24 protein-coding genes are annotated in these 23,505 nt (G+C 70.5%); 15 read left to right on the top strand and 9 right to left on the bottom strand.

What is annotated here, in order from left to right:
* The first annotated feature begins 37 nt into the window (after window positions 1–37).
* The 7 genes from CACI_RS29705 to CACI_RS29675 all read left to right on the top strand — a co-directional run bounded on the left by CACI_RS29705 (window position 38) and on the right by CACI_RS29675 (window position 6,302).
* Window positions 38–1,210 carry an NAD(P)/FAD-dependent oxidoreductase gene (locus CACI_RS29705; protein ID WP_015794582.1) on the top strand — a complete coding sequence of 391 codons (1,173 nt, stop codon included), beginning with the start codon at window positions 38–40 and terminating at the stop codon, window positions 1,208–1,210.
* 10 nt (window positions 1,211–1,220) lie between these two features.
* Window positions 1,221–1,643, top strand: coding sequence for an Rv2175c family DNA-binding protein (locus tag CACI_RS29700; protein ID WP_015794581.1), 423 nt, complete (start codon window positions 1,221–1,223; stop codon window positions 1,641–1,643).
* Entirely contained in the window at window positions 1,640–2,296 is a 657-nt protein-coding gene (gene thiE / locus CACI_RS29695) for a thiamine phosphate synthase (RefSeq protein ID WP_015794580.1), read from the top strand. Before CACI_RS29700 ends, thiE begins: the two co-directional genes overlap by 4 nt.
* Window positions 2,297–2,427: 131 nt before the next feature.
* Window positions 2,428–2,862: a ribonuclease domain-containing protein gene (locus CACI_RS29690; protein ID WP_015794579.1), complete on the top strand. Its 435-nt coding sequence runs from the start codon at window positions 2,428–2,430 to the stop codon at window positions 2,860–2,862.
* Window positions 2,859–3,284, top strand: coding sequence for a barstar family protein (locus CACI_RS46205; RefSeq protein WP_015794578.1), 426 nt, complete (start codon window positions 2,859–2,861; stop codon window positions 3,282–3,284). The genes CACI_RS29690 and CACI_RS46205 overlap by 4 nt, the downstream gene beginning before the upstream one ends.
* A gap of 238 nt (window positions 3,285–3,522) precedes the next feature.
* Entirely contained in the window at window positions 3,523–5,469 is a 1,947-nt protein-coding gene (locus tag CACI_RS29680) for a fibronectin type III domain-containing protein (protein ID WP_015794577.1), read from the top strand.
* Between the two features lie 443 nt (window positions 5,470–5,912).
* Window positions 5,913–6,302 (top strand): hypothetical protein, encoded by a 390-nt coding sequence (locus CACI_RS29675; protein ID WP_015794576.1) that lies wholly within the window; start codon window positions 5,913–5,915, stop codon window positions 6,300–6,302.
* Between the two features lie 10 nt (window positions 6,303–6,312).
* Here the strand turns inward: CACI_RS29675 and CACI_RS29670 are convergent, their stop codons facing one another.
* Complete coding sequence (locus CACI_RS29670) at window positions 6,313–7,128, bottom strand: class II aldolase/adducin family protein (protein ID WP_015794575.1); 816 nt, start codon at window positions 7,126–7,128, stop codon at window positions 6,313–6,315.
* A gap of 85 nt (window positions 7,129–7,213) precedes the next feature.
* Here CACI_RS29670 and CACI_RS29665 point away from each other — a divergent pair, with 85 nt between their 5' ends.
* Both CACI_RS29665 and CACI_RS29660 read left to right on the top strand, forming a co-directional pair.
* On the top strand, window positions 7,214–7,828 hold the full coding sequence (locus CACI_RS29665; RefSeq protein WP_015794574.1) for a TetR/AcrR family transcriptional regulator: 615 nt from the start codon (window positions 7,214–7,216) through the stop codon (window positions 7,826–7,828).
* A 157-nt stretch (window positions 7,829–7,985) separates the two neighbouring features.
* On the top strand, window positions 7,986–8,933 hold the full coding sequence (locus CACI_RS29660) for a DUF1731 domain-containing protein (protein WP_015794573.1): 948 nt from the start codon (window positions 7,986–7,988) through the stop codon (window positions 8,931–8,933).
* A gap of 108 nt (window positions 8,934–9,041) precedes the next feature.
* Here CACI_RS29660 and CACI_RS29655 read toward each other — a convergent pair whose 3' ends face one another.
* From CACI_RS29655 to CACI_RS29645, 3 genes are all read right to left on the bottom strand, one after another.
* Window positions 9,042–9,341: a DUF2218 domain-containing protein gene (locus CACI_RS29655; RefSeq protein ID WP_015794572.1), complete on the bottom strand. Its 300-nt coding sequence runs from the start codon at window positions 9,339–9,341 to the stop codon at window positions 9,042–9,044.
* Window positions 9,342–9,431: 90 nt separating this feature from the next.
* Window positions 9,432–10,532: an aldo/keto reductase gene (locus tag CACI_RS29650; RefSeq protein ID WP_049872110.1), complete on the bottom strand. Its 1,101-nt coding sequence runs from the start codon at window positions 10,530–10,532 to the stop codon at window positions 9,432–9,434.
* A 47-nt stretch (window positions 10,533–10,579) separates the two neighbouring features.
* Window positions 10,580–11,770, bottom strand: coding sequence for a L,D-transpeptidase (locus tag CACI_RS29645; protein ID WP_015794570.1), 1,191 nt, complete (start codon window positions 11,768–11,770; stop codon window positions 10,580–10,582).
* Window positions 11,771–11,972: 202 nt separating this feature from the next.
* Here CACI_RS29645 and CACI_RS29640 point away from each other — a divergent pair, with 202 nt between their 5' ends.
* The gene (locus tag CACI_RS29640; RefSeq protein WP_015794569.1) at window positions 11,973–13,274 is read left to right on the top strand and encodes an adenosylmethionine--8-amino-7-oxononanoate transaminase; all 1,302 of its coding nucleotides are present in this window, start codon (window positions 11,973–11,975) and stop codon (window positions 13,272–13,274) included.
* 12 nt (window positions 13,275–13,286) lie between these two features.
* On the opposite strand, the gene CACI_RS29635 is transcribed toward CACI_RS29640, so the two are convergent.
* Window positions 13,287–14,063: an SDR family oxidoreductase gene (locus CACI_RS29635; RefSeq protein ID WP_015794568.1), complete on the bottom strand. Its 777-nt coding sequence runs from the start codon at window positions 14,061–14,063 to the stop codon at window positions 13,287–13,289.
* Window positions 14,064–14,176: 113 nt separating this feature from the next.
* On the opposite strand from CACI_RS29635, the gene CACI_RS29630 reads away from it, so the two are divergent.
* Window positions 14,177–15,238 carry a phosphotransferase family protein gene (locus CACI_RS29630; protein ID WP_015794567.1) on the top strand — a complete coding sequence of 354 codons (1,062 nt, stop codon included), beginning with the start codon at window positions 14,177–14,179 and terminating at the stop codon, window positions 15,236–15,238.
* 100 nt (window positions 15,239–15,338) lie between these two features.
* On the opposite strand, the gene CACI_RS29625 is transcribed toward CACI_RS29630, so the two are convergent.
* Together CACI_RS29625 and CACI_RS29620 are read right to left on the bottom strand one after the other, a co-directional pair.
* Window positions 15,339–15,989, bottom strand: coding sequence for a hypothetical protein (locus CACI_RS29625; protein WP_015794566.1), 651 nt, complete (start codon window positions 15,987–15,989; stop codon window positions 15,339–15,341).
* Window positions 15,990–15,996: 7 nt separating this feature from the next.
* Window positions 15,997–16,926, bottom strand: a complete 930-nt coding sequence (locus tag CACI_RS29620; protein ID WP_015794565.1) for a hypothetical protein — start codon at window positions 16,924–16,926, stop codon at window positions 15,997–15,999.
* Between the two features lie 193 nt (window positions 16,927–17,119).
* Between CACI_RS29620 and CACI_RS29615 the strand changes: the two genes are divergently transcribed.
* The 3 genes from CACI_RS29615 to CACI_RS29605 all read left to right on the top strand — a co-directional run bounded on the left by CACI_RS29615 (window position 17,120) and on the right by CACI_RS29605 (window position 19,190).
* Complete coding sequence (locus CACI_RS29615) at window positions 17,120–17,935, top strand: TetR/AcrR family transcriptional regulator (RefSeq protein ID WP_015794564.1); 816 nt, start codon at window positions 17,120–17,122, stop codon at window positions 17,933–17,935.
* 169 nt (window positions 17,936–18,104) lie between these two features.
* Window positions 18,105–18,716, top strand: coding sequence for a DUF6230 family protein (locus CACI_RS29610; protein ID WP_015794563.1), 612 nt, complete (start codon window positions 18,105–18,107; stop codon window positions 18,714–18,716).
* 3 nt (window positions 18,717–18,719) lie between these two features.
* On the top strand, window positions 18,720–19,190 hold the full coding sequence (locus CACI_RS29605) for a DUF6114 domain-containing protein (protein ID WP_015794562.1): 471 nt from the start codon (window positions 18,720–18,722) through the stop codon (window positions 19,188–19,190).
* Window positions 19,191–19,366: 176 nt separating this feature from the next.
* On the opposite strand, the gene CACI_RS29600 is transcribed toward CACI_RS29605, so the two are convergent.
* Both CACI_RS29600 and CACI_RS29595 read right to left on the bottom strand, forming a co-directional pair.
* Window positions 19,367–20,602 (bottom strand): FAD-binding oxidoreductase, encoded by a 1,236-nt coding sequence (locus tag CACI_RS29600; RefSeq protein WP_015794561.1) that lies wholly within the window; start codon window positions 20,600–20,602, stop codon window positions 19,367–19,369.
* The gene (locus CACI_RS29595; protein ID WP_015794560.1) at window positions 20,596–22,098 is read right to left on the bottom strand and encodes an FAD-linked oxidase C-terminal domain-containing protein; all 1,503 of its coding nucleotides are present in this window, start codon (window positions 22,096–22,098) and stop codon (window positions 20,596–20,598) included. Before CACI_RS29595 ends, CACI_RS29600 begins: the two co-directional genes overlap by 7 nt.
* Window positions 22,099–22,436: 338 nt before the next feature.
* Between CACI_RS29595 and CACI_RS29590 the strand changes: the two genes are divergently transcribed.
* Window positions 22,437–23,468, top strand: a complete 1,032-nt coding sequence (locus CACI_RS29590; RefSeq protein ID WP_015794559.1) for a GlxA family transcriptional regulator — start codon at window positions 22,437–22,439, stop codon at window positions 23,466–23,468.
* Window positions 23,469–23,505 lie beyond the last annotated feature (37 nt).

The following is a 23,505-nucleotide window of genomic DNA, read 5'->3' as shown; positions in this document are numbered from 1 at the left end:
CGCATACGGGAATTCAACGGGCTACAGTGACGGACTGATGAAACTAGAACGTGTTCTTGTCGTCGGCGGCGGCATGGCGGGACTGCACACGGTGCGGTCGCTGCGCGAAAAGGGTTTCCAGGGTGCGGTCACGTTCTTGGGCGAGGAGCGGCACGCGCCCTACGACCGGCCGCCGTTGTCCAAAGCCGTGCTGGCCGGCTCGGCGCGCGGCGCGGTGGAGAAGGTCGACGAGCTCGCCTTCGCGTTCGACTTCGCCGAGGCCGAGGTTCAGTGCCGCTTCGGCGAGCGCGCCGTGGGCTGGGCGCCGGGCGTGGTCACCACCGGGACCGGCGTCGAGCTGCGCTACGACCGGCTGGTCGTGGCCACCGGCTCGGTGCCGATCCAGCTCGGCTTCGGCGAGACGCTGCGCACCTACGAGGACAGCGTGCGGCTGCGCGAGCGCATCAACGGCGGCAAGCCGATGGCGATCGTCGGCGCCGGCTGGATCGGCGCCGAGGTGGCCACCGCGGCCCGCAACGCCGGGACCGGCGTCGTGGTCCACGAGGCGCGCGACAGGCCGCTGGCCGCGATCTTCCCGCCGGCCGTGGGGCAGGCGATGACCGCCTGGTACGCCGAGGCCGGTGTGGAGCTGAAGTGCTCGGACCCGGTCACCGGCCCGCCGCCGGGCGTGGACCACACGCTGGTGGCGGTCGGGGCGCGCCCGGACACCCGCTGGCTCGGCGAGGCGTTCCACCGGGCCCAGGACGGCTCGCTGCTGGTCTCGGAGTATCTGGAGACGAACGTGCCCGGTGTGTTCGCGGTCGGCGACGTCGCGGCGTACCGCAGCGTGCGCTACGGCGGGCGGCACATCCGCGTCGAGCACTGGGACAACGCGCTGCGCGGGCCGCAGGCCCTGGTGCCGAACGTGCTGGAGGGCGTCGGCGCGGAGCTGCACGACCCGGTGCCGTACTTCTGGAGCGAGCAGTTCGGGCGGATGGTCCAGTACGTCGGACACCACACCTCCGCCGACCGCATGGTGCTGCGCGGAGACCTGAGCACGCCGACGTGGTCGGTGTGCTGGCTGGATCCGCACGCCAGGCTGACGGCGGTGTTGGCGGTCGGGCGACCGCGCGATCTGGCCCAGGGTCGCCGCCTGGTGACCGCCGGAGCCGTGCTCGATGCCGCCCGGGTGGCCGATGCCGGAGCTGCTTTAACGACGGCGGTGCTGTGAAACTCCTGGCATGCTTGGGGGCGTGACTGAGAAGAACGCCGCAGTCGGCACCGCGCACGCCGAGGCCCACCGCGACTCGATCGACCCCGAGACCGACGCCCTGGTGGGCGACTGGCTCACGCTGCCCGACGTCGCCGAGCGCTTCGGCGTGCAGGTGACGCGCGTCCGGCAGCTCCTGCGCGACAACCAGCTGATCGCGGTCCGCCGCGGCGAGAACAACGCCCTGCACGTCCCGGCCGGCTTCATCGTCGAGGACCACTCGGTCAAGGGCCTGACCGGCACCCTGACCCTGCTCAAGGACGCGAAGTTCACCGACGAGGAAGCCCTGCGCTGGCTGTTCACGCCTGACGACTCGCTGCCCGGCACCCCGGTCCAGGCCCTGCGCGAGAACCGCGGCACCGAGGTCCGCCGCCGCGCGCAGGCCGAACTGTGACCTCAGGCGAGGACCTCCGCACCAAGCTGTCCGACGCCCGCCTCTACCTGTGCTGCGACGCCCGGGAGCAGCAAGGCGACCTGCCGCAGTTCCTGGACGCCGTGCTCTCCGGCGGCGTGGACATCGTCCAGCTGCGGCAGAAGGGCATGGAAGCCCGCCAGGAGCTCGCGGCACTCGAGGTGTTCGCCGACGCCTGCCGCCGCCACGGCAAGCTCCTCGCGGTGAACGACCGCGCCGACATCGCCCTCGGCGCCGGCGCGGACATCCTGCACCTCGGCCAGGACGACCTCCCGGTACCCCTGGCGCGCCACATCATCGGCGAGCAGCCGCTCATCGGCCGCTCCTGCCACGCCGAAGCCGAGGTCGACCAAGCCGCGGCGGCACCCGGAGTCGACTACTTCTGCACCGGCCCGGTCTGGCCGACCCCGACCAAACCAGGACGCTTCGCCCCAGGCCTCGGCCTGGTCAAGTACGCCGCACGCCTGGCACCCGAAGGCACACGCCCCTGGTTCGCGATCGGCGGCATCGACACCGCCAACCTCGACGAGGTGCTCACCGCCGGCGCACGCCGGGTCGTGGTGGTGCGGGCACTGACGGAGGCTGCTGATCCGCATGCTGCTGCGGTGGAGTTGAGCGGTAGGTTGCGAGCTTGATTTGTTGGTGTCGGCGTGGCTTATCCGCGCTGACACCAACGGCATCTGATCCATCCCTGATGCATCCCCGATCCACTCTCGGCTGGCTCAGAGCACGTGCCCGAAAGATCACCCAGCGTTAGGCTCCCCTCGTGAGCCCGTCCGCCCCGCCCCGCCGCGTCCAGCCGCTCGTCGTGCTGCTGCTCGCGATATTGCTGGCGTTGGCGGGCTGTGGCGCTTCGTCGGGCAAGAGTTCGAGTTCGAGTGCGTCCTCGTCTTCGTTGCTCAAGCCCGCGGGCATGGCCACCGTCGCCGAGGCGAGCCTGCCCGCCGAGGCGCGCGATGTCATCAAGCGCATCGATGACGGCGGTACCTTCCAGTACCGCCAGGACGGGGTCACCTTCCAGAACCGGGAGCGGCGGCTGCCGTCGGAGCCGAGCGGCTACTACCGCGAGTACACCGTCGTGACGCCTGGGGCGGCCGATCGTGGTGCGCGGCGGCTGATCCTGGGCCACAACGGCGAGCTCTACTACACCCCGGACCACTACCGGTCCTTCCTCTGGGTGGTACGAGGTGGTGTGACATGACGGCGCTGGCCCACGTTTTGGGCGAGACCGGTCCCGGGGTCCACATCTGGAACTCCGATCGTTCGGCGGCTGAGATCCGCGCCGAGGCCGCGGAGATCGGCTGGCGCTGTGTCGTCGTGGACTGCTCCCGGGTCCATGACAAGCCGCAGTTCCTGGAGGAGTGCGAGCGCTCCTACCGGTTCCCCGCCTACTTCGGCCACAACTGGGACGCCCTCGCCGACTGCCTCGCCGACCTGCAGTGGCTGCCGCCGCCGACGCCCGGCAGCGGCGGCGGGATCCTGACCGTCGTCGAGGACAGCAACACCTTCGCCTTCGCCGATCTGGACGCCTACAGCATCGCGTTGGAGGTCTGGGAAGAGGCCGCCGAGGCCTGGCGCCGTATCGGCGTGCCGTTCACCGTATTGCTGCGCCCCGGAGAGTAACCGGAAGCGCGATCCGCAGCAGGGCATCAGGGAGTCAGGAGTCTCTCTGACTCCCTTTTCGCCATGGCGCCACCCGTGCCTCTCGCCGCCTCGCGGCGAACCTTTGCATTCCCTTAGGGATCGCCGGGCGTTCAGACTCTTGACACCCCGTCTGGTCTACACCATTTTGAACTCAGCCCCCGTGGTGTAGACCACTACCCCCACAAGATCCAGGAGTCTTCCCCAAGAGAGGTGTGCTTTGACCAGTGCAAGAACGCGCCTCCGCGCGTTCGCGGCCCTGTTGGCCGCAACCCTGATAGCCGCCACGATGACCATCGCCCTGAGCGCCTCCCGCGCCCGCGCCGACAGCAACCTGGTGGTGAACTCCGGCTTCGAGACCGGAAGCCTGAGCCCGTGGACGTGTGACGGCAGCACCGGAAGCGTGGTGTCCTCCCCGGTCCACAGCGGCAGCCACGCGCTGGCCGGAGCCGCGAACAACTCCGACGACGCGCAGTGCACGCAGACGGTGTCCGTGCAGCCGAATTCGGCGTACACGCTCTCGGCGTACGTCGAGGGCGGCTACGTCTACATCGGCGCCACCGGCTACAGCTCCACGTGGACGCCGTCGGCGACCTCCTTCCAGCAGCTGTCCACCAGCTTCACCACCGGCGCCTCGACCACGAGCGTCCAGATCTACCTGCACGGCTGGTACGGGCAGGGCACGTACTTCGCCGACGACGTCTCGCTTGTCGGACCGGGTGGCCAGACTCAGGTGCCCCCCGTTCCCAGCGGTCTGTCGGTCAGCGGGACGACGTCGAGCTCGGTGTCGCTGGCGTGGAACGCCTCGACCGGAGCCACCGGCTACAACGTCTACCGTGGCGGCGCCAAGATCGCGAGCGTGACCGGTACTTCGTACACGAACACCGGTCTGAGCCCGTCCACCAGTTACAGCTACACCGTCACCGCGACGAACTCTGCAGGGGAGTCGGCGCAGTCCGGAGCTGTCACCGGTACCACCACCGCCGGCGGGACTCAGGTTCCGCCGACGCCCAGCGGTCTGTCGGTCAGCGGGACGACGTCGAGCTCGGTGTCGCTGGCGTGGAACGCCTCCAGCGGAGCCACCGGCTACAACGTCTATCGCGGCGGTTCGAAGATCGCGAGCGTGACCGGTACTTCGTACACGAACACCGGTCTGAGCGCCTCCACCACCTACAGCTACACGGTCTCGGCGACCAACTCGGCCGGCGAGTCCGGGCAGTCCTCCGCGGTGAGCGCCACGACCGCCGGAACCGGCGGCGGGAACGGCTCGCTGCCCAAGCACGTGCTGACCGGCTACTGGCAGGACTTCGTGAACAGCGCCAAGCCGCTGAGCCTGGCGGCCGTGCCCGCCGGCTACAACCTCGTCGCCGTGGCCTTCGCCAACGCCGACCCGAGCCACCCCGGCGGCGTGACGTTCAGCGTCGACTCCGGGCTGTCCTCGGCGCTCGGCGGCTACACCGACGCACAGTTCAAGGCGGACATCGCCACGCTGCACTCGCGCGGCCAGAAGGTGATCGTCTCCGTCGGCGGGCAGAACGGCGCGATCAGCGTCGGCGACTCCACGTCGGCGAACAACTTCGCCACCAGCGTCTACAGCATCATGCAGAGCTACGGCTTCGACGGCGTGGACATCGACCTGGAGAACGGCGTCAACGCCACGTACATGGCGCAGGCGCTGCAGTCGCTGTCCGGAAAGGCCGGCTCGGGGCTGATCATCACCATGGCTCCGCAGACGATCGACATGCAGTCGACCGGCATGGCGTACTTCCAGCTGGCGCTGAACATCAAGAACATCCTCACGATCTCCAACATGCAGTACTACAACTCCGGGTCGATGAACGGCTGCGACCAGGGTGTGTACTCCGAGGGGACCGAGAACTTCATGACCGCCCTGGCCTGCATCCAGCTGCAGGGCGGGCTGCGTCCGGACCAGGTCGGGCTCGGACTGCCGGCCTCCGGCAGCGCGGCCGGCGGCGGCTACGTCTCGCCCTCGCTGGTGAACAACGCGCTGGACTGCCTGGCGGCCAAGACGAGCTGCGGCTCGTTCGTCCCGCCGAGCACCTGGCCGGCCATCCGCGGCGCGATGACCTGGTCGATCAACTGGGACGCGAGCAACGGATACAGCTTCGTGAACACCGTTGCTCCGCACCTCGCGGCGATGCCGTGACAGTCACGCGGTGACAGACGCCGCGAAGGTGAGGCGGTGATGCCGGCTCCTCGGCGCGCGCCGGGTCCGCCGGGCCCGGGACAGCGCCGGCGCTGACGTCCTGAGACAGGGCCGACACTCGGGCGCCGAGCGGGCCACCCGCGGCGGCCGTCGGACTTCGGTCCGGCGGCCGCCGTTCGGCGTCGCGGTTTGCGGTTTGCGGGTCGCGCCTCGCGGCGTCCGGCTCCCGGCGGAAACACTCGTCGAGCCGGACCGTGGTGTCCAGTCAGGGTTCTGCGTTACCGTTGACCGATGTGATCCACGCCGTCGTGAGCCGCGGATGGGTGCCGCTCGGCCTGCGCGCGGTGGTCTGGCTGCCCGGACCCCGGCGGTGGCACCGGTGGGCGGCGCGGCATCCGCGGGCGGCGCAGTCCGCGCGCAGGCGGCTCGTGCGGAGCCGGCGGGTGACACCCGCGGTGTTGCGTGAGCTGTTCTTGAACGTGACCACTGCCGAGTCGGTGCGGATCGACGTCGTGCTGCGCTGCGAGGATTTCGGCGGCGTGGCCCGCGTGGTGCCGGCGGCGGCGGGTGAATGGGGACCGGCTGACTACGCGTGGCCGTTGACGTATGCCAGCGACGCGGTCCTGGTGCAGCACTCGCTGCGCCGCTGTCTGCGTACCAAGGATCGCATGACCCTGAGAAGCGGCTACGCGCGCCTGGCGCGGCTGGCGGGACCTGAAGCGGTGTGGGCGATGGAGCTGGAGTACGTCGGCTCGCTGGAGCTCATGGATCCGGTCGTGCGCAGTTCCATGCAGGCGGGCGATACCGACGTGCTCCTGAAGTGGCTTGATTGATCGGCTCGCTCTAGTCGAACAGGTCCGGGTCGGACGCCACGATCTGGTCCCACAGCGGACGCGCCTGGAACCACCCGGCGAAGTGTCCGCCGATCTGCTCGCGCACCATCAGCGCGGTCTCGCGGTCGATCAGCTTGGGCGTGCCGGCCGCCATCGCCAGCAGCTGCGCCTGGCACGAGCGCTCCATCGTCACGAACCACCACACCGCCTCGGCGACCGACTCGCCGACCGTGATCAGGCCGTGGTTCTGCAGGATCGCGGCCTTGTACCCGCCCAGCGCCGCGCCGATGCGCTTGCCCTCCTCGACGTCGCTGGCGACCCCGCCGTAGCCGGCGTACAGGCCGTGGTCCTCGAAGAAGGCGCACGCGTCCTGCGTGATCGGGTCCAGCGGGACGCCCAGGGAGGCGAAAGCCTTGCCGTGCAAGGAGTGCGAGTGCGCGGCGGCGATCACGTCGGGGCGCGCGCGGTGCACCTCGGCGTGGATGACGAACGCCGCGCGGTTGACGTGGAAACGGCCTTCCAGGACGGTGCCCTCGTGGTCGCAGCGGATCAGGTCCGAGGCCTTGATCTGGCTGAAGGACTGCCCGAAACCGTTGACCCAGAAGGTGTCCGGGAACTCCGGGTCGCGCACCGTGATGTGCCCGGCCACGCCCTCGGAGAAGCCGAACCTGCCGAAGATCCGGAAGCCCGCGGCCAGCTGCTCCTTGCGGTACTGCCGCTCCGCCGCGACGTTGTCGAAGGTCGGCGGCACCGGGAAGTAGAGCTCCTGCGCGACGTTCCCGACAGCCTGCTCGACCTGCTGGACGTCCGGTTCGGTGGTGGTCATGGCAGCCCTTCCGGTGATCGGATACATTTCCGTATCGGATGCGTTCCGGTATCGTTGCCCCCGTCCGGAGGAGGTGTCAAGAGCCGTGCCCAAGGGGACGACGAAGCGCCGGCCGCAGACGCTGGCCAAGCTGCTCGACGCGGCGCTGGAAGCGTTCGCCGAGAACGGTTTCGGCGGCACGCGCATCGAGGACGTCTGCGAACGCGCCGGCTACACGCGCGGCGCCTTCTACTCGAACTTCGCGAGTAAAGAAGAACTCTTCTTCGCCCTCTTCGACCGACACGCCGAGCGGGTCCTGGAGCGCTTCGAGAAGCAGGCGGCAGCCCTCGGCACAGGCCCGGTGACACTGGAGGCCATCGCCGCGGCGCTCGCGGACTTCGACGACGCCGAGCGAACGTGGTACCTGGTCACGACCGAGTTCACCCTGTCCGCGATCCGCGATCCCGAGGCGGCGCAACGCCTCGCCGAGCACGACGCCGGACTGCGCGCCGAGGCGGTACGGCTGCTGGGGGAGCTGCTGACACGCGCCGGGATGCGCCTGCGGAACGGCGTCGAGCTGGAGTCGTTGGTCAGGATGCTGATCGCGATCCGCGAGGGCGCGCTGGCGCAGAGCTATGTGGAGCCGGGGGAGCTGCCTCCGGGGACGTTGGAGCGGTTGTTCCTGCCGGCTTTGTTGGGCGCGGTGACCGAGGCAGCGTGAGCCTGTAGCCGAGGTGCGCTAAGCGGCGTGGCTGATCACCAGAGGTCGCCCGATCAGCGAGTCCAGACCGCCGCCGCCCGTGCGCACGGCTTGGACACCGCGATGCTCGACGCCGCGCTAGAGTTTGAGCGATCGCTTAAACGGGAGGCGGCGCAGGATGAAGATCGTGATCCCCGGCGGGTCCGGGCACGTCGGTGCGGTGGCGGAGCGGGCGTTCACGGCGGCCGGGCACTCGGTCGTGGTGCTCAGCCGGAATCCGCGGCGGGCGAACGAGGTGCGCTGGGACGGCCGGACGCTCGGGGCGTGGGCGGCGGAACTCGACGGGTGCGACGTCGTGCTGAACCTGGCGGGGCGCAGTGTCAGTTGCCGCTACACCCCGGCGAACCTTCGCCAGATGATGGACTCGCGGGTGCTGTCGACCCGGGTGGTCGGCGAGGCGATCGCCCGCGCCGAGCGTCCGCCCCGGGTGTGGCTCCAGGCGAGCACGGCGACGATCTACGCGCACACCTTCGGCGCGGCGAACGACGAAGGCGGCGTCATCGGCGGCGGCGAGGCCGGGGTGCCGGCGTATTGGGCGTACAGCGTCGAGATCGCGAAGAACTGGGAGCGCGAACAGGCCGACGCCGACGCCCCGGACACCCGCAAGGTGGCGCTGCGCTCGGCGATGGTGATGGGCCCGGAGCGCGGCGGGATCTTCGACTACCTCGCGTGGCTGGCCCGCCTCGGCCTCGGCGGCGCGGTCGCGGGCGGAGGCCAGTACGTGTCCTGGATCCACGACCGCGACTTCACCGCCGCCCTCGAGTTCCTCATCACCCGCACCGACCTCGAAGGACCGGTCAACCTCGCCGCCCCGAACCCGCTGCCCCAGCGCGCCTTCATGCGCACCCTGCGCCGCGCGTGGGGCATGCCGCTCGGTCTGCCCGCGACCCGCGCCATGGCCGCGATCGGAGCCTTCGCGCTCCGGTCGGACACCGAGCTGCTTCTCAAGAGCCGCCGTGTGATTCCCGGACGCCTGTCCGACGCCGGATTCCGCTTCGCCTATGAGGATTGGGACGACGCGGCGCGGGATTTGGTGCGGCGGGTGCGGGCCGGCCGGAACCTCTGACGATGCGCACTCAGGAGTACCGGCCTCGGCTCAGGGTGCTGCGGTGCGGTGCGGTGCGGCGTTATGGCGATCTCATAGGTGAGTGCGTTCAAAGTTCGGCGCGCCCCGCTACACCTCCATCGCCGCCGACCACACCACCACCAGCGCGTCCTTCTCCCCGAACCGCACCAGATGCCGCGCCACCACTGTCTCGACCGCCGCGAGCCGTTCGTCGTCCTGGGCGCGCGCTGTCAGGCGCAGCATTCCGGGTTCGGCGCTCAGGGCGCAGTTGCCGGAGCTGAAGATCAGTGCGCCGCTGTGGCCGTCCTCGGACTGCTCGGCGTCCACCTCGCGGCCGAGGTGCGAGACCAGCTGCTTCAGGTAGCGCTCGGGGCGGTCGGTGGTGACGGTCGCGACTGATTCGATCATGGGGCGATTATCCGCCGCGCCGGGTCCGCGGACGCGCTCGTTCATCCCCGGGCCCGGCGTGTTCACTCGGTCTTCTTATTCTGCGGCCACTTATTCAGCGGTCTCGTCTTCGGCGCCCTCGGTCGCAGCCGTCGCCGCAGCCGCCGCCCGGTCCCCGGCCGACCGCCGCCGCAGGGCGGGCTGGCTCAGCGCCGGCGGCAGCCACCCGCCGCCCTCCGCCGTCCACGCCAGGTCCGTGCCGGGCGGCACGATCTCGTCGATGCGGTCCAGCGCCTCGTCGTCGAGGACCAGGTCCTGGCCGGCGAGGGAGGATTCGAGCTGCTCCATGGTGCGCGGGCCGATGATCACCGAGGTGACGCCGGGGTGCGCGAGCGGGAAGGCGGTCGCCAGCTGCGGCAGCGAGACGCCGAGGTCGTCGGCGAGCTTGACCAGCTTCTCCACCGCGTCGTACTTCGCGGCGTTGGCCGGCAGAGACGGGTCGAAGCGGTCCGCGCGCAGGGCCGCGCGTCCGGCGGTGAAGTCCACCTCGGTGCCGCGGCGGTACTTGCCGCTCAGGAAGCCCCAGGCCAGCGGGCTCCAGGTGAGGACGCCCATGTTCAGGCGCTGCGCGGTCGGCAGGACCGAGCGCTCGATCTCGCGGGCCAGGATCGAGTACGGCGGCTGCTCGGTGCGGAACTTCATCAGGCCGCGGCGCTCGGCGACGTGCCAGGCCTCGACGGTCTGCTCGGCCGGGAACGTGGAGCTGCCGAAGGACCGGATTTTGCCGGCGCGGACCAGGTCGGTCAGGACGCCGAGGGTCTCCTCGACGTCCGTCTTCGGGTCCGGGCGGTGGATCTGGTACAGGTCGATCCAGTCCGTCCGCAGGCGGCGCAGGCTGTCCTCGACGGCGCGGGTGATGTAGCGCCGGGAGTTGCCGCCGTGGTTGAGCTTGTCGTCCAGGGAGAAGTGGACCTTGGTGGCCAGTACGATGTCGTCGCGCCGGCCCTGCAAAGCCTTGCCGACGATCTCCTCGGACTCCCCGGTGGAGTACATGTCGGCGGTGTCGACGAAGTTGATCCCGGCGTCCAGGGCGCGGTGGATGATCCGCTCGCCGTCGGCGTGGTCGGGGTTGCCGATCTTGCCGAACATCATGGTGCCGAGGGCGTAGGTGCTCACTTCGATGCCGGTGGCACCGAGAACGCGGTAGTTCATCGTCATGCCGGCGACGCTACGACCTGGAGTCGACTCCAGGTCAAGGCCTAAGCCTTCACCGCGCTCCCGCTCAGCCACTGGTTCCAGCTCTCCATCCAGTCGCCGTACCCGTTGCCGGGCGCGACCGTCTTCGGGGAGTTCACCACCTGCACCAGGTCCCCGGGCAGGGTGTTCTGGAACAGCCACGCGGCGCGGTCGTTCGACAGCCCGACGCAGCCGTGGCTGACGTTCGCATAACCCTGCGATCCGACCGACCACGGGGCGGCGTGGATGTACGTGCCCGAATACGTCAGGTGGATCGCCCACCGGACGTCCGGGATGTCGTAGGCGTCGCCGAAGCCGACCGACCGCGACGTCATGTGGACCGAGGAGGACTTGTCGATGACCGCCATGGTCCCGCCCCAGGTGTCGTCGCCCGGCTTGCCGCCGGTGACCGGCAGGGTGCGGACCGGCTTGTCGTTGTCATAGACCGTCATCTGGTGCTTGGACAGGTCCACCAGCGACATCTGCTTGCGGCCGACGTTGAAGGCGAAGGAGGTGTCGGTCCCGCCGTACTGCCCGGATCCGGCCGGCACGCCGTCCAGGTTCAGCGACACCCGGACCTTGGTGCCCGGCTGCCAGTAGCTCTCCGGACGCCAGTCCAGCCGGGCGTCGGACAGCCAGCTCCAGTGTCCGGACTGCGGCGGATCGGTCTGCACGACCAGCGCCTTCTCCACCGCCGCGCGGTCGGTCACCGGGTGCGTGAACTGCACCAGGATCGGCATGCCGACGCCGACCAGGTCGCCGTCCTGCGGCTCGGTGGTCTGGAACTTCAGCTGGCTGTCGGCCGAGGGCGCGAAGGTGGTGAACGACGAGCTGCGGGTCACCTGCGCGCCGTCGGCGGCCACACCGGTCGCCGTGAGCGTGTAGCGGGTGCGGGTCCGCAGGTGGTCGTCCGCGGTCCACACCGTGCCCTGGGGGTTCAGCGACCCCGGCACGGTGCTGCCGTCGGGGGAGGCCAGCGTGACCGAGGCGAGCTGCTCCCCGGACTGGGCCGTGACGCTCACCGGCACCTCGGTGTGGATGCCGGTGGCGCCGTCGGTCGGCACGCTGGTCAGCGGAATCGGTGTGGCCACCGGCTGCACGGTGGCGTTCGCGGTGCCCGGCACGGCGGCCGAGCCGAGGGCGCCGCCGATCAGCGTGGCGACGGCGGCGACGCCGAGGGTCCGGCGAGGGTGGCGCGGGGTCCCGGTGCGCACTCTGGTCTTCCTCAGGTTCGTGGCGGATGAGCGGTGCATACTGATACATGTGCGCCGCTTCCTCCTCATATATGCCGATCGATGAGCCGAACGGCGGAAGGCACACCGAGTTGTCCCTCAGAAGTTTGAACAGCCCGCGCGCATCCATCGCCGTGACCGGCGGCGGTGGGAGCCACGCGGGACCGGGTGGTTTCATTCCAGGGTGAGTGAAGCACTGCCCTGGACTCCCGAACTGGCCGCCACGGACCGCGACAAGGTCTGGCATCCCTACGCCCCGATGCCCTCCGTGGTAGAGCCCTTCCCGGTCGTCTCCGCCGACGGCGTCCGCATCCGCCTGGCCGACGGCCGCGAACTCCTCGACGGAATGGCCTCCTGGTGGTCGGCGATCCACGGCTACCGCCACCCGGCGCTGGACCAAGCCGTCCGCGATCAGCTGGACTCCATGGCGCACGTGATGTTCGGCGGTCTCACCCACGCCCCGGGCGTCCGGCTCGCCGAGCGCCTGACCGAGCTGGCGCCGGCCGGTCTGGAGCACGTGTTCTTCGCCGACTCCGGCTCGGTCTCAGTCGAGGTCGCCATCAAGATGTGCCTGCAGTACCAGCGCTCGCAGGGGCACACCTCCCGCACCCGCCTGATGACCGTCCGGGGCGGCTACCACGGCGACACCTTCGGCGCGATGGCCGTCACCGACCCGGCCGGCAGCATGCACCAACTGTGGGCCGACGTCCTGCCCGAGCACGTCTTCGCCGACCGCCCGCCGACGGTGCTCACCGAGGAGTACGCCGCGCACCTGGCGCAGCTCGCGGCTCAGCACGCCGACTCACTCGCCGCGATCATCGTCGAGCCGGTCGTCCAGGGCGCCGGCGGCATGCACTTCTACGACCCCGAAGTCCTGAAGCTGCTGCGCGGCATCTGCGACGAACACGGACTGCTGCTGGTCTTCGACGAGATCGCCACCGGCTTCGGCCGCACCGGCGAGCTGTTCGCCGCCGACCACGCCGGCGTCAGCCCGGACATCATGACCGTCGGGAAGGCACTGACCGGCGGCTACATGACGCTGGCCGCGGTCCTGTGCACCACCCGGGTCGCGCACGGGATCTCCAGCGGCGAGGCTCCGGTCCTGATGCACGGGCCCACGTTCATGGCGAACCCGCTGGCCTGCGCCGTCGCCTACGCCTCGACCGGGCTGCTGCTGGACGGTGCGTGGCGCACGCAGGTCGCCGGCATCGAGAAGCTGCTCACCACGCACCTGGAACCCGCGCGCGAACTGCCCGGCGTCGCCGACGTGCGCGTGCTGGGCGCGATCGGTGTCATCGAGATGCGGCAGCCGACCGACATGCGCACCGCGACCAAGGCCGCGATGGACCAGGGGGTCTGGATCCGGCCGTTCGGGACGCTGCTGTACGTGATGCCGCCGTATGTGACGCCGGAGGAAGACGTCGAGCGCATCGCCGCGGCTTTGGTGGCCGCGGCGCGGGCTTCGGCGCCGGCTTCAGAGCGGTGACCTAGATCCCGCCTAGATCCCGCCCTTGATCATCGCGCCGCCGTCGACCACCAGGACCTCGCCGGTGATCCAGGAGGCGAGGTCGCTGGCCAGGAACAGGGCGGCGTTGGCGATGTCCTGGGGTTCGCCGAGGCGCTCCAGGGCCCAGGGGTACTTGGCGTCGGGCTCGGCGCCTTCCCACAGCATGCGGGCGAATTCTGTTTTCACCAGGCCGGGGGCAATGGCGTTGACGCGGACTGCCGGGGCGAGTTCGCCGGCGAGGTGCTTGGTCTGGTGGATCAGGGCTGCCTTGGTGGTGCCGTAGACGCCGAGGGGGTCGTTGAACTGCAGGCCGCTGACCGAGGACAGGTTGATCACGCAGCCGCCGGGGTGGGTGCTTTCGGGGTTCATCGCCTGGCGCCAGGCTTCCTGGGTCCAGATGAGAGGGCCGCGCAGGTTCACCTCGACGGTCTTGTCGAAGCGGGGCGGGTCCACGTCGATGACGTTGCCGAAGTGGGGGTTGGTGGCGGCGTTGTTGACCAGGATGTCGAGGGTGCCGAAGGTCTCCACGGCGAACTGGACGCAGTCGTGGGCGGCCTGCGGGTCGCCGGCGTGGGCGGCGAAGGGGACGATCTGGGCGTCGGGTACCTCGGCGCGGATCTCTTCGGCGGCGCGCTGCAGGCCGTCGATTTTGCGGGAGCTGATCACCACCTGGGCGCCGCAGGCCGCGTAGGTGGCCGCGATGGCCTGGCCGATGCCGCGGGAACCGCCGGTCACCAGGGCGACCTTGCCGTCGAGTCGGATGTCCACGTGCGCTGCTCCTTCGTGCTGGCGGCGGGCCGCGCACCGGGATCCGCGCGCCGGCCGCCGTGCCGCAATCTTCGCTCTTTCGCGAGGGAACGATAGGCCATACCTTTCGAAGGGTGACAGACCCCGCCGCGCCCGCCTCGGCCGGGCTCGACCCGGCCGCCGTCGCTGCCTTCCTGGCAGCCGTCCCGCAGGTGGGAGCCAAGCCTCCGCTGACCGCCGAGCTGATCGCCGGCGGTCTTTCCAATCTCACCTACGAACTGCGCGACGCCGGCGGGCAGGCGTGGGTCCTGCGCCGCCCGCCGCTGGGGCACGTGCTGCCCACGGCGCACGACATGCGGCGGGAGTACCGCGTGATCTCCGCGCTGGCCGGGACCGTGCCGGTGGCGCGCGCGTACGTGCTGTGCGAGGACCCGGACGTGATCGGCGCGCCGTTCTACCTGATGGAGAAGGTCGAAGGCGTGGTGCTGCGCACGCGGGCGCAGTGCGCGGCGCTCAGCGTGGCGCAGCGGCGCTCGGTGGGGGAGAGCCTGGTCGACGTGCTCGCCGCCTTGCACCGGGTGGATCCGGGGCAGGTCGGACTGGCCGATTTCGGGCGCCCGGAAGGGTATCTGCACCGGCAGCTGGACCGCTGGGACCGGCAGTACGCGGCGTCGCAGAGCCGTGAGATCAGGGGTCTGTTCGAGCTCGGCGACGGGCTGCGCGCCGCCGTTCCGGTGACTCAGCGCTCGACGATCCTGCACGGCGACTACCGGCTGGACAACGTGATGATGCGGCTGCCGGAGGGCGGGCAGACCGCGGTCGCGGCGGTCTTCGACTGGGAGATGTCCACCCTCGGCGACCCGCTGGCCGACCTCGGTCTGCTGCTCACCTACTGGGAGGATCCGGGCCATCCCTCCAAGGACATCCTGGCCGCGGCCGGCGGCGGCCTGACCAACCACGAGGGCTTCCCCGGCAGCCGGGAGATCGTGGAGCGGTACCAGAACGCGACCGGACTGATCGTCGACGACCTCGACTGGTACATCGCCTTCAGCCACTACAAGCTCGCCGTCATCCTGGAGGGCATCCACTACCGGCACGAGCGCGGCCTGACCCTCGGCGAGGGCTTCGAGCGCGCCGGGACGGCGGTGCCGGCGCTGGTGGAGGCCGGACGGCGCTATCTGGACCGGACCCGCTAGCCGGGCGAAGCGAGAAGAAGCGGAGGAGCCCGGAGCCCGACCGGGCCCCTCCGCTTGTGGGGCAGTTCAGCGTATTGGGTCTACCGGCCCTTCGTCACGCTCAGTTGACGAAGACCGCCTTGTTGCTCTGCGTGCTGTCCTGCACCGGGCCCACGCCGCCCTTGAACGTGCCGCTGGTCGGGCACAGTCCGGAGCCGCTGATCAGGTTCACGTTCTGGGTGGCGAAGGCGATGGAGTTGTTGGTGTTGGACAGGCTGCCGTCGATCTCGGTGACCGAGCCGGTGGTGCCGTAGTCGCAGGTGACGTTGCCCAGGAAGGAGGCCAGCGTGACCTTCTCGTCCAGGCCGGTGACCTTCAGCTTCGGGCTGGTGCCGTCCACCACGTTGCCGGTGGCCGCGCCGTTGATCTCCACGCTCACCACGCTGAACGTGCCGCTGACCGTGGTGGTGCAGTGCGCCGGGTCGGCGTGCAGCTGGGTGATGGACTCCACGGCGTTGCCGGTGCCCTTGTTCGGGTTGGAGGTCACCTTGGCGGAGAACTGCCCGCTGCTGCAGTCGATGACGCCGCTGCTGGTGGTGAAGACGAAGTCGCTGTTGATGGCGCCCTTGAGGACGTCGTTGACGTTGACGTTCGTGCCGCCGACGGCGGTGACGGTCAGCACGCCCCCGGTGGAGGCGCCGGCCTGGCCGGCGGCGCCGAGCACGAGGCCTGCGGCGGCCAGAGCGGTCAGGGCGAGGGTACGGGTGCGCATGGCGTACTCACTTTCGTGTGGCGTTGATGGCGTTGATCAGGTCGCTGTCGCTGGGGTCGACGGCGAGGGCGGTGGTGACGCCGGACAGCGTGATCGCGTTGTGCCCGGCCGCCGAGGGCAGGCCGAACAGCAGGTTCACGATCCAGTCCGCGCTGTCGAACAGGCCGCAGCCGTGGGCGCCGGGCACCGGCAGGGCGTTGTCGTTCAAGGTGGCGCCGCCGAACCCGACGATGGTCGGGTTGAAGCCATTGGGGTCCCGGGCGATCGAGATCGTTCCGGTGCTGCCCTTGACCGGCTGGTTCGGCGCCGGCGGGTTCGTGGTCCCGGCGGTCGGGCTCAGGACGATCGGCGCGCTGTCGGAGCCGACGTAGCAGTTCAGCCCGAGGAACGCGTTGAGCAGGTGCATCTTGATCGGCAGCCGGAACAGCGGGTAGTCCTCCCCGGCGGACAGCGGGGCGAAGTTCGTGATTGGTCCGGCGGGCTCGATGAGCACGATGGCGCTGGTGACTCCGGGCCAGAAGTTGGACAGGCCCGGGATCGGCACGTCCAGCGGCGAGGACTTCAGCTCCTTGCCGTCGGTCGGGCTCACGGTGGAGAACAGCTCGGCCGTGCTCTCGTCCGGGAAGGTGACGGTCGGACCGCCCTTGGCCCAGGTGACGCCGAACGAGACGGTCATCGGTGAGGTGAAGTTCACCTGTGTGGAACCCACGGTGAACCCGCCGCCGGCGATCGTCGCCACCGTGCAGCCGACGACGGCCTGGTTCGGGTCCCGCATCTGGGCGCTGGAAGTGGGGCACGTGCCCATGCCCGTGTACGGACCCGAGGGCTGCGCGGCCGCCGAAGCCGGCGAGGCGGCCACCGCCACCAGGGCGAAAGCGGCCGCGACCGCGGAGAGTGTACGTTTTCTGAACCGGTGGAACAGGGCGGGGAAAGCCATGTTCACGCTCCCTCGTCAGCGGGGATGTCAGTTGAGCGGGGACTGCGTCGACGGTGACGCCGGTGAAGACTGCGAGATCGAAGAACGCGTTGTTCGTGATCGACTACGGGTAACCATCTGATACCGGCCAGTAACAAAACCCGTGGGAGTTGTAACTCCGCGAGGTTCGCCAGTCAAGCCCCCGGGGGAGAAGATGCCTGTTTCACCCGTTCTGGTCCCATTGCCCGGCGCGCGGTCGCCGCGCGATCCGCAGCGGGCGATCAAACGCGGCCCGAGCCGCGTGCCCCGCGAGCAGGTGGCCGCCACCCAGCGCGACCGGCTGTACGACGGCCTGGTGCGCACGGTCGCCGAACGCGGCTACGCCAACGCCTCGGTCAGCGACATCTGCCGGGTCTCCGGCGTCACGCGGCCGGCGTTCTACGAGCACTTCGAAAGCAAGCAGGGCGCGTTCCTGGCCGCCTACCGGCACGGCACGGACGTGCTGTTCGCCATGCTGCGGCACGCTTTCCTGGAGGAGACCGACGCCGCCGACGGCGACGCGCTGTGTCCGCTGCCGGAGTCCGCGGCGGAGGTGCAGACCTGGACCCGCGCCACCTGCGCGGTGCTGGCGGTGCTGCTGGACGTGCTCGCCAGCGTCCCGGCCTTCGCCACGGCGGCGATCGTGGAGATCGACGCGGTCGGACCGGAGGGACGCCAGGCGCGCTCGGAGCAGCTGCGCGACTTCGAGGCCTTCTTCGCCCTGGCGCCGGCGACCCCGGACGGCGTGGACCGCGGGGAGGTGGTGAACTCCGTCGTGGCCGGCGCCTACGGCACGCTGTACCGCCACATAGCCGCCGGGCGCGCCGCGGAGCTTCCGCACCTGTTGCCCGCCTTGGTGTATTTCGTCGTCGCGCCCTTCGCCGGGCCCGAGATCGCCGCGAAGGCCTCGCACGCCGCGCTGGCAGATCATCCCCGATCGGTCGCACCCTGTGTCCCGGCGCAGGCCGAGACCGGTGTCGGCACGGAGTGAATCAGTGCCCGAACGGTTGACCGATTCAAAACCCTGAGAGTATGTTACCCGTCAGTCACCTCCGGGGTGACTCATGTCACATTCCAGCGGTGCCGGCGTGTGCTCCATCTCCTCCAGGCGGTTTCGCCGACACCATCTGCGCCTGGCAACAGGAACGGAAAGGAGCCGAATGGCGACGAAACCCAAAGCCGAAGGCAAGGTCCGCTACCGCCGCGCGGCGATACCCGGGATGGCCGCGCTGGCCGCCACGGGTGCGCTGGTGGTCCTCACCGCGCAAGGCGCCCTGGGCGTGCAGTTCGCGATCTCCGGCATGCCGTTCGTGGTGACCGCGGACCACCTGACCGGGACGAACTTCCAGCAGTTCGGCGACCTGGACTCCGGCCTGAGCGGCAACCCCTGGCTGAAGAGCTCTAACGGCCAGGCGGTGGTCATGACCTCGGTGATCGGCGACGCGAAGGTCTACAACCTGTGCCAGAGCGTGAACCTGGTCGGGGTCAACCTGGTCATCCGCGCCGGGACCGGCGCCACTCCGGTGCACGCCACCAACCTGGTCCTGGACTCCACGGACCTGACCGGCGACGCGACCTTCAACAACATCCAGATCGGCCGGGACGCCAGCGATCTGACCCAGGTGCCCAGCATCAAGGGGCACGCCTACACCTTCTCCCAGCAGGCTGACTCGGTCGACATCAAGAACGTCCGGCAGGACAACTACGCGTCCACCGCCTCGACGTTCTCGCTGCCCAACCTCAGCATGAGCTTCCAGAGCAAGGGCTGCTGAGCGGTGTCCGAGCACGAAGAAGGCGCGCCCCTGTCCTTCCCGGAGGCTCCGGCCTCCGAGCAGGGCGGCGGGGCGCGCCGTGCCTTCCGGCACTGGCGCCGTACCCGGCCCTTCTGGGGCGGGCTGCTGGTGGCGCTGGGCGGCGGGGAGATGCTCGCGCTGTACCACACGGCCATGAAGGTCAGCATCCACATGGGCCTGTACGGCCTGGCCGGCTACGCGGTCCCGGTCCTGCTGGTGGTCCTCGGCTTGTGCCTGATCTTCGACCCGATGCACCGCGTCTTCTACTCGGTGCTGTCTTTGCTGTTCGCGGTCGCCAGCTGGATGACCAGCAACCTCGGCGGCTTCCTGATCGGGATGCTGCTGGCCATGACTGGCGCCTCGCTGGCGTTCGGCTGGACCGAGACGCCGGAGCCCGAGCCGGAGCCGGCGCAGGAGCGGGAGACCGAGTCCGAAGGTCTGCCGATCTCCTGACGCCCGCACGGTCCGCGCCGCCGGACGGGGCGGCGGCGCGGCGGGGCACGGCGGGGCAGGGCGCGGCAGGGTACGGACAGGCGCGGCGGGACGAAGCGGGGTCCGGGGTTATCAGAGCCCTCAATAAGGCCCGGAAACCTCAGAACCCTCAATTACCCGCAAAGCCTGGGAAATCCTCAAAACCACGGCGCGAAGCGCCCCGGCGCGAACCGGTTCTCCGGATCGAAGTTCCCCTTCACCCGCCGCATCACCTCGACGCTGCCCGGCGCGCGTCCCCAGGACTCGACCATCGCGTCCACCCCCGGGCGGCGGCGGCGCAGCATCACGAAGCCGCCGACGGCCTCGACCGAGCCGCGCCAGTTCTTCACCACCTCAGCGTGCGCCTTGGCGTCGGCGCCGGTGACCCGGACCGTGTACGCGCCGGTGGCCGGGCTGCACGTGAGCAGCGCCTTGACCCCGGCGAACTCGGCGAACATCGACAGCGCGCGGACCAGCCCGGGGTCGATCCCGGGGCGGGTGGCGGCGCGCAGCACGGTGTCTCCGGGTTCTGCGACGACCCGCGCCGCGTGCGACTCCCAAAAGCTGTGCGCCTCGCCGGCGTCGAGTTCGGCCAGGCTGCCGGTGAGCATCGAGCGCGCGGAGGCGGCCCGCGCCGCCGCGCCGTCGGCGGTTCCGTCGAACCGCACCGCCAGCACCTGCTCGGGCTCGCACCACTCCACGGCCGTCGGCTCGATCGCCGAGCGGGTCAGGGCCCAGGTGAGCTGTTGCGCCGCCGCGGTGTCCACGTCGCGCACCATCACCGTGCGCGAGGTCTGCGGCAGCGGGTGCACGCGCAGGACGAGTTCGGCGACGACGCCGAGCGTGCCCAGCGAGCCGTGGCACAGCTTCGCCAGGTCATAGCCCGCGACGTTCTTGATGACGTGTCCGCCGCTCTTGGCGATCGCGCCGTCCGGGAACACCATCGTCGCGCCTATCACCAGCTCCCGCAGCGAGCCGTAGGCCAGCCGCCGGGGTCCGGCGTCGCCGGTGGCCAGCAGCCCGCCGATGGTCGCCTCGGAGCGCGCCGGGTCATACGGCAGCCACTGCCCGTGCTCGGCCAGCTCGGCCTGCAGCACGTCCAGCCGGATCCCGCCCTGGACGTGCACGGTCATGTCGGCGGGCCGGTGGTCCAGGACGCGGTCCATGCCGGCCAGCGACACCGTCGTGCGCGCGTCGCGTACCGGGGCGCCCCAGGTGGTCGCGGTACCGGTGCCGCGGATGAGGACGGCGCCGACCGTGGAGACGGCGTCGCGCAGATCCTTCACCGTCGTCGGGGTGATCGAGCGCGGCGCCGGCGCGGCGGCGGCGTCCCCGCCGGAGCCGTTCCCGGGCGCGGAGTCGCTGGGGCTGGGGTCGAAGGAGGGTCCTACCATCGTTGGATCTTTCCGGTCTCTTCCAGCGGGTGCGGCTGATACGCCCCGCCCCGGGCCTCGCCGCACAGCGCGGGAGTCGGGAACACTTTTCCGGGGTTGCACAGCCCTGACGGGTCGAACGCGGCGCGCAGGCGGTCCATGGCCGCCAGGTCCGCGGGGGAGAACATCTTGGGCATCGAGCACGCCTTGTCCACGCCGATGCCGTGCTCGCCGGACAGCGAGCCGCCGAGCGCGACACACAGCTCGGCGATCGCGGCGGCGAGGGCCTCGGCGGCCGGCGCCTCGCCGTCGGCTTCGCGGTACAGGACCAGCGGATGCAGGTTGCCGTCGCCGGCGTGGAAGACATTGGCGACACGCAACCCCGCAGCCGCCGACAGGTCCGCGATCCCGGCGAGCGCCTCGGCCAGCCGGGTCCGCGGCACGACGCCGTCCTGCAGGAGGAACTCCGGCGACAGGCGCCCCATCGCGGCGAACGCCGCCTTGCGCCCGGCCCAGATCGCGGCGCGTTCGGCGTCGTCAGCGGCGATGCGCAGCCGGGTGCAGGCGTTCTGCGAACACAGGGTGCTGACTTTCTCGAACAGCTCCGCGCACTGCTCGGCGGGCCCGTCCAGCTCGATGATCAGCGAGGCGGCGGCCTCGCGGTCATAGCCGGCGTGCACCGCGTCCTCACAGGCCCGGATCGCCAGGTTGTCCATCATCTCGATGGCCGCCGGCACGATCCCGGCGGCGATGACCGCGCTGACCGTGTCGCAGGCCGAGGGCACGTCCGGGAAGTCGGCGACCAGCGTGCGGACCGCCTCGGGCTTGCGCAGCAGCCGGACCGCGATCCGGGTGGCGACGCCGCATGTTCCCTCGGAGCCGACGAACACGCCGCGCAGGTCATAGCCCGGCGCGTCATAGCAGGGTGCTTCGATGTCGTCGGAGCCCAGGACCGCCGTGCTGCCGTCGGGGAGCACGGCCTCGACGGCCAGGACGTGGTGCGAGGTGAAGCCGTACTTCAGGCAGTGCGCGCCGCCGGAGTTCTCCGCGACGTTGCCGCCGATCGTGCAGACCACCTGGGAGGAGGGGTCCGGGGCGTAGTAGAGCCCGTATTCACTGACCGCGGCGCTGATGGACAGGTTGGTCGCGCCCGGCTCCACGATCGCGACCTGCCGGTCGGCGTCCACATCAAGTATCCGGTTGAGCTTCGCCAGCGCTATGACGACGCCCGATTCGGTCGGCAGCGCCCCGCCGGACAGCCCGGTCCCGGCGCCGCGGGCGACGTAGGGGACCCCGTGGCGCAGGCACGCGCGCACGATCGGCGCCACCTGCGAGCGGTCGGCCGGCAGCAGCACCAGGCCGGGCAGCACGCGGTGCGCGGTGAGCGCGTCGGTCTCGTACGCCCGCCGCTCGGCCTCGCCGGCCAGGACGCGCAGCGTGGGGCCGCATTCGGCCCTCACGTCCCGCAGGACCGCGCCGAGTGCCTGCCGCCGGTCGGTGCGCTCTTGTCGATCCACGCCGCCGTGCCCCCTTCCCGTATCTCGCCCCCGCCGATATCCCTCACAGATTAGTCGCCAGATCACCATCGATCTTATGAGTGGATCATCACAGATTTCCGGTGCGGGCCACCTCGGATTTTAGAAGTGATCACCACCTGGCACCACCGCGCGCCACCCGGGCGGGACCTCGCGGCGGGGGCGGGCGCGGGTGGACACCCGTGCCCCGATCATGTATGTGTTCTGATAATCACCGGCCCGGCACGGCTTCCGCTCCAAGTCGCTTTTGCCTTTGCGCACAAAGGAAAATGGCTCGTTCCGACGATCCATCTTGAGACCAGAGAGGTCAGCCCGCGCCAATGACACTGACTGCCCCCCGCCCGCGCCTGGCACCCACGCGCGACCGGGGAACCGTCGCCGTCCTGCTGTTCCGGGACGCTCCCCTGTTCGAATCCTCGATACCGATCTCGGTGTTCGGCGTCGACCGGCGCGTCATGGGCCTGCCGTACTACCGGTTGCTGGTGTGCGCCGGCGAGGCCGGACCGCTGGCCACGACCGGCTCCCTGCGCGTCTCGACCCCGTTCGGGCTCTCCGGCGCCGACCAGGCCGGCACCGTGATCGTGCCGGCCTGGCGGGCGCCGGGAGAGCGTCCCCCGGAACCGGCGCTGGCCGCGGTACGCAAGGCCCACAAGGAGGGCGCGCGGCTGGCCGCGTTCGACTCTGGGGTCTTCGTGCTGGCCGCGGCCGGCGTCCTCGACGGCCGCGGGGCCACCACGCACTGGATGTACGCGCCGGCCCTGGCCCGCCATCACCGCCGGGTGAAGGTGGACGCCCGCTCGATGCAGATCGACCACGGCGACGTGGTCACCGGCGCCGGCGCCGCCGCCGGCCTGGATCTGTGTCTGTACCTGGTCCGCACCGACCACGGCGCGGAGGCGGCCAGCGCGCTGGCCCGCCGCCTGGTCGTGGGACCGGGCCGGCGCAGCGGCCAGGCCGCCTACTTCGACCGCCACCTGCCCAGCGAACTCGGCGCCGGCACGCCGATCGGCGACGCCATGTCCTGGGCCCTGGACCACCTGGCCGAACCCTTCGACGTCGACGAGTTCGCCAAGCACTCGGCGATGTCCCGGCGCACCTTCGACCGGCGCTTCCTGGAGGTCACCGGCACCACGCCGCTGAGATGGGTGAACTCCCAACGCGTGATCGCCGCCCAGCGCATCCTGGAGTCCACCGACCTGCCGGTGGACGAGGTGGCCCGGCGCTCCGGGTTCGCCTCGGGCCCGGCGATGCGCGCCAACTTCCTGCGGGTGCTGGGCACCCAGCCCGCGCGCTATCGCGAGGCCTACCTGGCGTCCCGGGCCAGAGGCGGCCGCGAGGGCCGCGAGGGGTAGAACCGGGCAGACGGCGGACGGCCCGCCGAAGAAGATG

The sequence above is a fragment of the Catenulispora acidiphila DSM 44928 genome, assembly GCF_000024025.1.
Lineage (GTDB): Bacteria > Actinomycetota > Actinomycetes > Streptomycetales > Catenulisporaceae > Catenulispora > Catenulispora acidiphila.
This window is presented reverse-complemented; position numbering and strand designations above follow the sequence as displayed.

Coding starts and splice junctions, on each gene's coding strand:
- CACI_RS29615 (WP_015794564.1), top strand. CDS start 17,120: ATGCCTGTTTCACCCGTTCTGGTCCCATTGCCCGGCGCGCGGTCGCCG.
- CACI_RS29625 (WP_015794566.1), bottom strand. CDS start 15,989: ATGCGCACCCGTACCCTCGCCCTGACCGCTCTGGCCGCCGCAGGCCTC.
- CACI_RS29670 (WP_015794575.1), bottom strand. CDS start 7,128: ATGACCACCACCGAACCGGACGTCCAGCAGGTCGAGCAGGCTGTCGGG.
- CACI_RS29650 (WP_049872110.1), bottom strand. CDS start 10,532: ATGAACTACCGCGTTCTCGGTGCCACCGGCATCGAAGTGAGCACCTAC.
- CACI_RS29590 (WP_015794559.1), top strand. CDS start 22,437: ATGACACTGACTGCCCCCCGCCCGCGCCTGGCACCCACGCGCGACCGG.
- CACI_RS29655 (WP_015794572.1), bottom strand. CDS start 9,341: ATGATCGAATCAGTCGCGACCGTCACCACCGACCGCCCCGAGCGCTAC.
- CACI_RS29700 (WP_015794581.1), top strand. CDS start 1,221: ATGCTTGGGGGCGTGACTGAGAAGAACGCCGCAGTCGGCACCGCGCAC.
- CACI_RS29660 (WP_015794573.1), top strand. CDS start 7,986: ATGAAGATCGTGATCCCCGGCGGGTCCGGGCACGTCGGTGCGGTGGCG.
- CACI_RS29705 (WP_015794582.1), top strand. CDS start 38: ATGAAACTAGAACGTGTTCTTGTCGTCGGCGGCGGCATGGCGGGACTG.
- CACI_RS46205 (WP_015794578.1), top strand. CDS start 2,859: ATGACGGCGCTGGCCCACGTTTTGGGCGAGACCGGTCCCGGGGTCCAC.
- CACI_RS29620 (WP_015794565.1), bottom strand. CDS start 16,926: ATGGCTTTCCCCGCCCTGTTCCACCGGTTCAGAAAACGTACACTCTCC.
- CACI_RS29610 (WP_015794563.1), top strand. CDS start 18,105: ATGGCGACGAAACCCAAAGCCGAAGGCAAGGTCCGCTACCGCCGCGCG.
- CACI_RS29600 (WP_015794561.1), bottom strand. CDS start 20,602: ATGGTAGGACCCTCCTTCGACCCCAGCCCCAGCGACTCCGCGCCCGGG.